This is a genomic window from Acinetobacter sp. UBA801, assembly GCA_002296655.1.
In the GTDB taxonomy this organism is placed as follows: domain Bacteria; phylum Pseudomonadota; class Gammaproteobacteria; order Pseudomonadales; family Moraxellaceae; genus Acinetobacter.
In genome coordinates this window covers 1-10,541 of the sequence record DBIN01000054.1, presented here as the reverse complement: position 1 = coordinate 10,541, position 10,541 = coordinate 1, and the positions used below count along the sequence as shown (strand labels likewise).

Below are 10,541 nucleotides of genomic sequence, written 5' to 3'. Positions count from 1 at the left end.
TCATGATGGCTGAAGATCCTGATCCAAGGACTGACAAGGTTGGCATTAATACTATGTTGCAGTGCGACCGAAGCGATCGAGGTATTAGGATTTTTACAGGCATTGACAATACTGAGTTTGAATTCTTTGCTGTATGTTCTGCGTTTTTTAGCAACAGGAGGTGTTGCTGAATATATATCCATGTTCATGGATTAAGTCCCCACTTGTTTTTAGGTGGGAACTAAATTAAGGCTTATAGGATCGCTTGGTAAGGCTGTGTTAGCCGGATGCTTACATCTTTATTAACAATAAAAACGAGATAAACAGGATGATGCAACATTTAAAGGATTATATTTTTGCTGAAACTGAAAATTATCGTGGATGGGTTGCACCTGAGTTTCATGATTTAGCGATGCAATTTAGTCGTTTGCAAAATGCACGTAGCCAACAGGGTGGAGCGGCTTTAGCGGTGTACTTTCAAGGTGAGAAAGTCGTCGATATTTACACAGGTAAAAAGTCGCCAGATCAAGACTGGCAAGCCGATACGTTATCTGTATGTTATTCCACAGGCAAAGGTGTATTGGCGACACTGGCGCATATTTTAGTCAGTCACGGACTGATCGATTACGATACTCCAATTTATCTATACTGGCCCGAATTTGCCCAAAATGGCAAAGCATTGATGACCTTAAGGCATGTATTGAGTCATCAAAGTGGTTTATATGATATCCGTAATATTATTGCCGATGCGACTGAAATGGCAGACTGGTCGCACATGTTGAATGTGTTAGTTCAAGCCAAGCCACGTTTTGATGTAGCGAGTGAGGCAGCATATCAACCTTTAACTTTTGGCTGGCTAGTCGGTGGGATTTTAGAAAAAGCGACGGGTCAAACATTGGCTGAACTGATGCAGCAATACTTGGTTGAACCTTTGGCTTTGGATGGGGCGTATTTTGGTGTGCCCGCATCTGAGCTTTCCCGTGTTGCGCGGCCATTTAAAATTGTTGTGACTTCAGCACCAGCAGATACATCACCCGCAAATAAAAAGACAGTTAAAATTCAAAACCAAGCTAAAACTCGCACACGACCTGTATCAATAGTCGATAAAGTTATTGCATGGAGTGGGCAAAATCCACAAGACTTTCAGGATGGCATGATTCCCAAAGGCATGAAAAATTTTAGTTTTTTTAGCGATACAGGTTTACAAGCCGTAATTCCTGCTGCCAATGGTGTTTTTACTGCTCAAAGTTTGGCATGTATCTATGCAATGTTAGCGCAGGGTGGATCATGGCAAGGTCGGCAATTGATTCAGCCTGAAGTTTTTCAGCAATTAAGCCAAGTGCAATTTGTGCAGCGTGATCGGGTCATGCCTATCCCGATGCATTGGCGATTGGGCTATCACCGTGTATTGAGTTTGGGTAAACGCTCTCAAGGTTTTGGCCATATGGGTTTTAATGGCTCGGGCGCGTGGTGTGATCCAGACCGACAACTCAGTTTTGCTTATACCCATAATTTTGCTGCAGGTTCTTTAATTGGTGATTATCGACTTTGGGGACTGAGTCAGGAAGCCATTCGCTGTGCAGATCGGCAATTGCAAGGGCGTAAAGGCTGGTTTTAGGCGTGATTGTGCGTTCACTCTTTGCCAAAAAAACAGTATGCTTAGACCTGTAAAAAGGAGCATTCATGTATCAGGTACTTGCGCGTAAATATCGTCCTCGTAATTTTAATGAATTGGTGGGACAAAACCATGTATCACGGGCATTGAGCAGTGCTTTAGAACGTGGGCGTTTGCACCATGCTTATCTTTTTACGGGAACACGTGGTGTGGGTAAAACCACCATTGCGCGTATTTTGGCCAAATGCCTGAACTGTGAAACAGGCGTGACATCTACCCCGTGTGAAGTGTGTCCGACCTGTACCGCGGTTAATGATGGTCGTTTTATTGATTTAATCGAAATTGATGCGGCGTCGCGTACCAAAGTTGAAGATACACGCGAGTTACTCGATAATGTACCTTATGCACCAACTCAGGGGCGTTTTAAGGTCTATCTGATTGACGAAGTGCACATGCTGTCTACGCATTCATTCAATGCTTTGCTGAAAACTTTGGAAGAACCGCCCGAGCATGTGAAGTTTCTATTTGCGACCACAGACCCACAAAAACTCCCTATTACTGTGATTTCTCGCTGTTTGCAATTTACTTTGCGTCCCTTGCAGGTCGATGAAATTACTAGTCATTTAACGGATATTTTAGCCAAAGAACAGATTGTGGCAGAGCAAAATGCGATTTGGCAGATTGCTGAATCTGCGCAAGGTTCTTTGCGTGATGCGATGTCTTTGACAGACCAAGCCATTGCTTATGGTCAGGGCGAAATTCATCATCAAGATGTGAAAGACATGCTAGGTCTAATTGACCGCACCATTATCTATGATTTGATTTTAGCGATCCATCAAAACCAACAGCAGCGTGTAAGTCAACTCTTATTACAATTTAGACAACAAGCTTTAGATGTATCTTTGGTGTTGGATCAGTTGATTTCGACACTGCATGAATTGGCAATCATGCAATATTTGCCAGATTTAAATCTGAAATACAGTGCTGAAATTAATAAAAAAATTCAGCAGCTTGCAGGTGTAATCTCTGCACAAGATTTACAGTTGTATTATCAAATTGCCTGTAAAGGACGCGCTGATTTACAAATTGCGGTGACCCAAGAACAAGGCTTTGAAATGTGCGTACTGCGTTTACTTGCATTTCGACCTTTGCAAGCCAATGAAGTGTTGGTTGCTGCACCACAAAACACTGAGCAAGCAGCGACTACGCAACCCGTTGCCCAGATGGAACAAGCTCAACAAGCTGTGGCAACTCCAAATACAATGCAAACAGAACAGCATGTGACTGCATTTAATGCTGTTGCAACACCTGATCTTCAATCTGAGCATACAGATGTGCCTGATCTTGATGGATTTGACTATCAAGATGATGTTTACTCAGATCACACCACGGCACAGACCCCTATTGTAGAATCTTCCTCAGATGATTTTTTAGATGAGGATGAGCCTGAAGCTTTAACACATCAAGGTCAACATGCGACTCAGCAACCAACGAATCCGCAAGCGCTTCATTCCACAGCGTCCGTATTGTCAGAAACTGTGTCTGAACCTGCAGTAAGCGAAGAAACAACAATGCATGTTGAGCCTATTCAATCTGAATCGATTGTGTTTGATCCTCATGCAGAAGCGCAATTGTTTGGTTTAGATGAAGAAACTGCATCGCTAAGTGCTGCAACTGATGTGCAAAGTCATGATGAATTTTTACTAGAAAGTTTTGATGCAGTTGCACCGTTAGATAATTTTGCTGAATCAGCAGAAACATCGCCTGTTGCACCTGCGTTACAATTGAATGATGCTGCACCGGCAATTACATCAAATGTAAGTGATGCAGAAAGCGCTTTATTTGATTTAGAAGCCACTGAAATTGAGCCGAATGTTGCCAATCTGACAGCACAACCGCGACAAACTGTAGTATCCAATGCTGATGATCAATTAATGCCGCAGGATATTCTGCGTCTACAACCGCAAGTTTTAGAAGGTGAGTGGACTTTAGATAAGTGGGAATATTGGTTTAGACACAGTGAGTTGTCGCCTGCCGTGCAAGAATTAGCGCAGCATGGTGTGATGACAGGGCAGATTAATGCTGAATCAGTTTTTCATATTCCTGAGAAATATCAGCAGTTATTGACTCAACTGCAACATGCTTTAGAAAGTGCTTTAAAAGAACAGTGGAGTAAAACTCTGTTTAAAGTGCAATATGAAAATGTGGATGAGACGACGCCGTATATTTTGCAGCAACAGCGGAAACAACGCGCTTATCAACGTGCTGAAAATTTGCTGCATCAAGAACCGATTGTGAAAGATATTTTGCAAGACTTTGATGGCGAATTACACAACATTCAGTTGAAATAAGCCTGTTTTTAGCTTTTATTCGCGAAACTTTTAGGTTGGATCAAACCAGCCTTATTTTTTCTAAGCACAAGCTGAATCTGTACTTCTATAAAGTTAAATGCAGAAAGTTAAGCGTAAAAGTTAGGCATAAATAGCTTGGTAAATCTGTAAAGCATCCTGAATTTGTATTGCTCTTGGGTTATTTTGTAATAAACGACTTTGCAGCATCGCATCTTCTGCCAGTTGCGGCAGCATATTTTCTGCTATGCCTAGTACATTGAGTTTTAACACCAAGCCACTTTGATCTAAATGATTTTGTAAATGATCAATAAACAAATCACATAATCCATCTGTGCAGCCTTTACTGCGTGGGTCTAACCAACACATCAATTCTGCATAATACTGTTTGGCAGCAGGTGCATTGAATTTTAAAACTTCGGTCAGTACCAATGCATTGCTATGCCCATGTGAAATATGGAAATGCCCACCTAATGGATAAGCAAGTGCATGCACTGCAGCCACAGGAGCATTGGCAAAAGCTTGTCCTGCAAGCATTGAACCAAACAGCATATTTTGCCGTGCTTTCATATTGTTACTATCTTCAAGCACCAATTTTAAGTTCTGATCGAGTAAACGCAGAGCATGTTTTGCCAGCAAATCTGAATACGCATTTTTCTTGATTTTAGAAGTATAGGCTTCAATAGCATGTACCATCGCATCTATACTTGTCGCTGCGGTAATCTGTGCTGGAAGATTACGGGTAAAATTGGCATCTAAAATGGCGACATCTGCATATAAAATAGGAGAAACAATGCCTGTTTTACTGGTTGCACCAGTGGTTATAATGGAAATTGGTGTGACTTCTGAACCTGTGCCTGCCGTAGTGGGAACTAAAATGAGTGGTAAACGAGGGGCTTGCGCATTACCGACACCATACAAGTCCGATAATTGTTGACTTTGTTCAGGATGACTCAGCACGGCAATAATTTTGGCGACATCCATTGCACTACCGCCACCAAAACCTAATACAACATCAATATTTTTCTGTTTAGCAAAATCAACGGCTTCTAACACAATCTGTTCTGCGGGATCGGCTTGCACATTCGAGTAAATGGCATAGTCCAGTTGTAGCTGCTCTAAAATTTCTAAAATAGTTTGATGCAATTGTTGCTGTAGAATGCCAGCATCGGTGACCAATAACAAACGCTTATAATTTTTTTCAGTTAAAACTGTTTTAAGTTCAGAAATTGAACCTAATCCTGAAATAATGTTGCCAACGGTTTGAAATTGAAAATGCTGCATTGTCTTTATTCCTAATTTTTATACCTAAATCAACATTATTGTTAGGGCACGATATAGGATTCATATCATAAATAACTTAACATAAGACTCTTAAAAATAAAGTAGCTTTGAGGTTGTTTATGTCATCCAAAACGCCATATAAGGTGTTATGTGTTTGTTTGGGAAATATTTGCCGCTCTCCAACGGCAGAAATTGTACTTCAACATTTTTGTGATGAACAGCAACTCAATGTGTGGGTAGATTCTGCTGGAACCAGTAATTATCATCCGGGCAAAGCCCCAGATTTACGCAGTCAAAAACATGCGTTTAAGCGTGGTTATGATTTATCTACTTTGCGTGCCCGTCAGTTAAATATTCAAGACTTTGTCGAGTTTGATTTGATTTTGGCAATGGATTTTGAAAACTTAAACAACATTCAAGCCTTGATGCGCCGTGCCGAAGCTGAATTTGGCAGTTTGCGCGCCAAAATTGCCTTAATGAGCGAACACGATCCGCATTATACACAGCAAGAATTACCCGATCCCTATTATGGCGAAGCCGATGGTTTTGAGCGGGTGCTGGATCAATGCGAGTCGAGCAGTCGCGCATGGGTGAAAGTTTTACAACAACAATTTGAATTGAAGGTTTAAGTCATGCACATTCAATACAACATGCAACTCAAACCTTTCAATACGCTCAACTTAAATGCAACTGCATCGCATTATGTAAAAGTTAAAAATATTCAAGATGTGCAGGATGCTTTGGCATTTGCGCATACAGAACAATTAAATGTGCTGATTTTATCGGGTGGTAGCAATATGTTATTGCCTGAGCATATTCATGCCTTGGTCATGCACATGGATATTCAGGGCATCGAAAAATGTGCTGAAGATGATGCAAGTGTTACCTTAAAAATTGGAGCAGGACAAGTCTGGCATGATTTTGTGTTATGGAGCACGGAACAAAAGTTATATGGTCTGCAAAATCTGGCTTTAATTCCAGGTTTGGTCGGTGCTTCACCTGTACAAAATATTGGTGCCTACGGCGTTGAAGTAGGTGAGTTTATTGAATCTGTGCAGGTTTATGATCGTGCACGCCAGCAATTCAGCTCAATTGCCGCAGCAGATTGTCAGTTTGCTTATCGACACAGTGTTTTTAAAGATCATCCTAACCGTTACATCATTACCCATGTGACCTTTAAATTGTTGAAACAGGCAGCTTTAAAATTAAATTATGGTGATTTAAAAGCTGCTGTAGGCGATGAGCAAACTGCTGAAAACTTGCAGCAACAAGTCATTCAAATTCGTCAAAATAAACTGCCGAATCCTGCAGAATATCCAAACGTGGGCAGTTTCTTTAAAAATCCTGTGATTTCTACTCAGCAATTTGAACAAATTGCAGCACAATTTCCACATTTACCCCATTACCCACAGCCGAATGCACAAGTTAAAATTGCAGCAGGCTGGTTGATTGATCAAGCTGGCTGGAAAGGTAAACAACTGGGTGCGGTGGGTATGTTTCATAAGCAAGCATTAGTTTTAGTCAATTATGCCGATGCCACTTTGGCAGATGTGCAACAAACCTATCGTGCTGTGCAGCAGGATGTTTTAAACCGTTTTGGTATTTTACTCGAACCTGAACCTGTGTTATTCGATGAAACAGGTTTGATTCGTGCACATCAACCTGTAGGTTAAGTGAAGATGAAACATCATCATTGGATGCTCAGATTAGTACAAATTGCTGCCGTGCTATTTGTGTTGTTTGCAGCGTTCATGATTTTTATTTATTCACCTTTTTATTCTACTTTGGTGGTCAAAACGCTGAACACTTTGGTGCCTGTAGAAGTGAATCAAGTGGCAGCTAAAAGTCAGCAAATGGCGGCTTTTAGTGATCAAGACAGTTTGGAACCTGGTTCAGATTTATGGATTGCACGACAAGCTTATTTGAAGCTTATGGAGCAAGAGATTCAATCTGAAAACTCGCAAAATTTAACTTTAATTCAGGCACGTTATAAAGCCTTACAAGCGCTTATTATAGAAGAACAAACGCAAAAAAAATTAGCCTCTGAACAAGAGTTGCGGCAAGTGCCATTGTTGGTGTCTAATGTAGCTTCGGAAGCAGTTGTAGAAGATCCATCCGAAAATGTAAAAGCCTTACTCAATTTGGATAGCCATGAAAATCAGGCAATCATGGAACAATACTTGGCATTTTTAAGCACTCATAAAATTGCCGAAACCGAAAATGAGCCTGTAGATGAAGAAATTTTCAAAGATATTGCCTCAATCCAGCAACAAAATATGCCAAAAACACTCGCAAATTCTAAACCTTATGCGATTGTGGTTTTAGGTGGTGGCTTAACTTTAGATGACAATGGCAAAGATATTGTGGTCAATGATTACACACGTTTACGTTTAGAAACGACCTTGGCGGTGGTAAAACAATATCAATTACCGATTGTACTGAGTGGTGTCGAAGCACCATATATGCAGCGTTGGTTAAAAAAATATGATGTCGATGCAAAATTATTAGAAGATCGCAGCATGAATACTTGTGAAAATTCACGCTTTAGTTCTTTATTATTACAAAAAAAGGGGGGAGCGCCGACAGTGATTTTGATTACAGACCGTTATCACATGCCACGCACTCGGCGATTATTTGCTTTAAATGGCATTGAAACGATTCCTTTCGAAGCTCCCATGCCGACCCAACTGACTGCATGGCGTCCAAGTGAACAAAACTATGATCACAGCCGCCGAGCCAATTATGAAATGCTTGCCACCATTCGGGATGTCTTGATTGGTTCTAGCGCATGTCGCGAGGTGCCATAATGCCTGATATTCCATTTTTAAACCCAAGTGTGTTAAAGCAATTAGATTTGCCTGTACCAAGTCGGGAAACCACGCCACAAATATTACAACCCTTAAATTTGAATCGCACCTTTGAACCGAGTGTTGAGTTACAAGCCTATCGACAGCTTTATGGTTTTCATTTGTTGGACTGTGCACATTGGCAAGGCTATGTACAAATGCCGTTATTTAAATTGCATGTGCAAATTTTTCAACCCGATTTAAGCAAAACCAAATTTGATCAAGTACAGGGTACGGTATTTTTGCTACATGGTTATTTGGAACATAGCGGGATTTATCAACCTATCGTCAAAGAATTATTAGAGCAGGGCTTTAGTGTTCTGACTTATGATTTACCTGGACATGGTTTGAGTGATGGTTCTCCAGCTAACATCAAAAATTTTGATCATTATCAGCAAGTATTACATGCGGTTTATCAATATGTAAAAAATGCCGATCAATTGCCAAAACCATGGTTGGGCATTGGACAAAGTACGGGCGGTGCAATTTGGATGCATCATTTGTTGGAGTTTGCACAGCGTCGTGAAAATCCATTTGTAGAGCGTGTGTTGTTATTATCACCTTTGATTCGTCCTGCAAAATCGGCATGGTGGCATAACTCCGTTGGTTTGGGCATTATCCGACGGATTAAGCGTGAAGTGCCTCGACATTTCCGACGTAATAATCATAATCCTGAATTTTTACGCTTTGTGCGTTTAAAAGACCCGCTGCAACCTAGAATGATGGGCATGGATTGGATTTTAGCCATGTCTAAATGGATGTTGGAGATGGAAGAACGTCCAGCTTGCCGTATACCTGTTTGGTTGGCACAAGGAGCGCAAGATCAAACCGTTGATTGGCGCTATAACATTGAGTTTATTCGGCGTAAATTCCGTCTACAAACCTTACTCATGTTAGAAGAAGGCTCGCATCAATTAATCAATGAACGTGCAGATATTCGTGCGGCTTTAACAGGGCTGATTCCTGCTTTTTTGCATGCGCATAGCTCCAAAATTTATTATTAATTTATCGAGCATCTTTTAATACGGCTCTAGATTTGCTTTGATGGTGTTCTCGACATCAAAGCATATTTATGCTGCGCTGCTCATTAAAGTGAGAAGCACCATTCAAATTAGAATAATAATACATATTTATTTTTTATTTCATGCTCGAGTTTCATGTTTCAGTGCTATGCTCATGTCTATAAAATAAGCTAAATTTGAAAAACTCCTTAATTCTAGGGATAGTGTTTACATCAAAACGATTGATATATTTACAAATATAATTAAGGGGATGAATGATGGCAGAAATGGAAGCGATATTACCTGTACCGGTTTTAATTGTTGAAGATGAGCCTATTATTCAGTCACGTCTTAGAAAAATTTTGCATGATATTGGTTATCAAGATGACATGCTATTTTTTGTGAGCCATCTTAAAGCCGCAATGACGTGTATAGAAGATCATCCGATTGCTTTGGCTTTGGTCGATTTAGGCTTGCCTGATGGAAATGGTAAAGAACTGATTGAACAATTACATTTTAGGATCCGAGCGCATTAATTTTAGTGATTTCTGCATGGAGCACCCAAGACAGTTTATTTTCTGCAATTCAAGCAGGTGCAACAGGCTATGTACTTAAAGAACGTGATGATGCTGAAATAATTATTGCGATTCGCAGCATTTTAAGAGGTGGCGCACCGATAGACCCATTTATTGCTCGTGAAATTTTATCGCAAATTTCACATCAAAAAGTGCCTGTGTTGACCGAGGATTTAGCAGGTCGAGCAGATACTCTAACGTTCAATTCACAGTATGAACAGCTCACCAATCGTGAATTAGAAATTTTAAATTTGGTGGCGCAGGGCTTAAGTAACCGTGAAATTGCTGAGCAATTATTTGTGTCGCGTTATACCGTTGAAAGCCATATCAAACATATCTATCGGAAGTTGTCGGTTACTAAACGCACTAAGGCTGTCAGTACAGCTAGAACTTTAGGTCTTTTATGATTCAAAGACTTTGGCAGTGTGGTTTGGGCGTGTTGTTGTTGCTCTGTGCGTGGCAAAGCTATGCGCAGCAAGTGGTATATCCAATTAATCAGTACTGTAATGTACATGTACTTTCAATCAGCTCTGCCAAAACAGCTTCACACAATAAAAAACCTCAAATGGGTTGGGAAAATGTACAACTGCCTGATGTTTGGGATGAGCGCTGGAAAAATTATAATGGTGGGGCGTGGTACAAAATAGAGTGGGAATGGTTTTGTGAGCGTGAACATCGTTTAAATCAACCCATCGTTTTCGCGCTGGATTTTTTAAATAGTGCAGGGGCTGTTTATCTGAATCAGGATTTACTTTGGGCAAGTCAGCATTTAGAAGAACGGCAGAGTAAAACTTGAAGTGCGACATAAACCACCTAATTAATTTAAAGGGTTTATGGAGTATATAAAATTGTCATACCATCATCTTAACTTTGAAGATCGTACTGCATTAATG

At 40.5% G+C, this 10,541-nt stretch carries 9 protein-coding genes and 1 pseudogene; 8 read left to right on the top strand and 2 right to left on the bottom strand.

The window, feature by feature from the left end; translation table 11 throughout:
- On the bottom strand, positions 1–188 hold a 188-nt coding region (locus B2W49_RS10975; protein WP_291334786.1), incomplete at its 3' end, for a transposase.
- Positions 189–310: 122 nt separating this feature from the next.
- On the opposite strand from B2W49_RS10975, the gene B2W49_RS10970 reads away from it, so the two are divergent.
- Positions 311–1,597: a serine hydrolase domain-containing protein gene (locus B2W49_RS10970; protein ID WP_291341250.1), complete on the top strand. Its 1,287-nt coding sequence runs from the start codon at positions 311–313 to the stop codon at positions 1,595–1,597.
- 65 nt (positions 1,598–1,662) lie between these two features.
- Entirely contained in the window at positions 1,663–3,945 is a 2,283-nt protein-coding gene (gene dnaX, locus B2W49_RS10965) for a DNA polymerase III subunit gamma/tau (protein ID WP_291341248.1), read from the top strand.
- A 120-nt stretch (positions 3,946–4,065) separates the two neighbouring features.
- Here the strand turns inward: dnaX and B2W49_RS10960 are convergent, their stop codons facing one another.
- Complete coding sequence (locus B2W49_RS10960; RefSeq protein ID WP_291341247.1) at positions 4,066–5,226, bottom strand: iron-containing alcohol dehydrogenase; 1,161 nt, start codon at positions 5,224–5,226, stop codon at positions 4,066–4,068.
- A 119-nt stretch (positions 5,227–5,345) separates the two neighbouring features.
- Here B2W49_RS10960 and B2W49_RS10955 point away from each other — a divergent pair, with 119 nt between their 5' ends.
- From B2W49_RS10955 to B2W49_RS10930, 6 genes and pseudogenes are all read left to right on the top strand, one after another.
- Positions 5,346–5,855, top strand: coding sequence for a low molecular weight protein-tyrosine-phosphatase (locus B2W49_RS10955; protein WP_291341245.1), 510 nt, complete (start codon positions 5,346–5,348; stop codon positions 5,853–5,855).
- A gap of 3 nt (positions 5,856–5,858) precedes the next feature.
- Entirely contained in the window at positions 5,859–6,899 is a 1,041-nt protein-coding gene (gene murB, locus B2W49_RS10950) for a UDP-N-acetylmuramate dehydrogenase (protein WP_291341243.1), read from the top strand.
- Positions 6,900–6,905: 6 nt separating this feature from the next.
- Entirely contained in the window at positions 6,906–8,033 is a 1,128-nt protein-coding gene (locus B2W49_RS10945; RefSeq protein WP_291341241.1) for a YdcF family protein, read from the top strand.
- Positions 8,033–9,076, top strand: a complete 1,044-nt coding sequence (locus tag B2W49_RS10940; RefSeq protein WP_291341239.1) for an alpha/beta hydrolase — start codon at positions 8,033–8,035, stop codon at positions 9,074–9,076. Before B2W49_RS10945 ends, B2W49_RS10940 begins: the two co-directional genes overlap by 1 nt.
- A 275-nt stretch (positions 9,077–9,351) precedes the next feature.
- Positions 9,352–10,055: pseudogene (locus B2W49_RS10935) on the top strand (LuxR C-terminal-related transcriptional regulator).
- Positions 10,052–10,444, top strand: a complete 393-nt coding sequence (locus B2W49_RS10930) for a hypothetical protein (RefSeq protein WP_291341237.1) — start codon at positions 10,052–10,054, stop codon at positions 10,442–10,444. Before B2W49_RS10935 ends, B2W49_RS10930 begins: the two are co-directional and overlap by 4 nt.
- Positions 10,445–10,541 lie beyond the last annotated feature (97 nt).

Excerpts from the sequence above, each read along its gene's own strand:
- B2W49_RS10970 (WP_291341250.1), top strand. The coding sequence starts at position 311 with ATGCAACATTTAAAGGATTATATTTTTGCTGAAACTGAAAATTATCGT.
- dnaX (WP_291341248.1), top strand. The coding sequence starts at position 1,663 with ATGTATCAGGTACTTGCGCGTAAATATCGTCCTCGTAATTTTAATGAA.
- B2W49_RS10960 (WP_291341247.1), bottom strand. The coding sequence starts at position 5,226 with ATGCAGCATTTTCAATTTCAAACCGTTGGCAACATTATTTCAGGATTA.
- B2W49_RS10955 (WP_291341245.1), top strand. The coding sequence starts at position 5,346 with ATGTCATCCAAAACGCCATATAAGGTGTTATGTGTTTGTTTGGGAAAT.
- murB (WP_291341243.1), top strand. The coding sequence starts at position 5,859 with ATGCACATTCAATACAACATGCAACTCAAACCTTTCAATACGCTCAAC.
- B2W49_RS10945 (WP_291341241.1), top strand. The coding sequence starts at position 6,906 with ATGAAACATCATCATTGGATGCTCAGATTAGTACAAATTGCTGCCGTG.
- B2W49_RS10940 (WP_291341239.1), top strand. The coding sequence starts at position 8,033 with ATGCCTGATATTCCATTTTTAAACCCAAGTGTGTTAAAGCAATTAGAT.
- B2W49_RS10930 (WP_291341237.1), top strand. The coding sequence starts at position 10,052 with ATGATTCAAAGACTTTGGCAGTGTGGTTTGGGCGTGTTGTTGTTGCTC.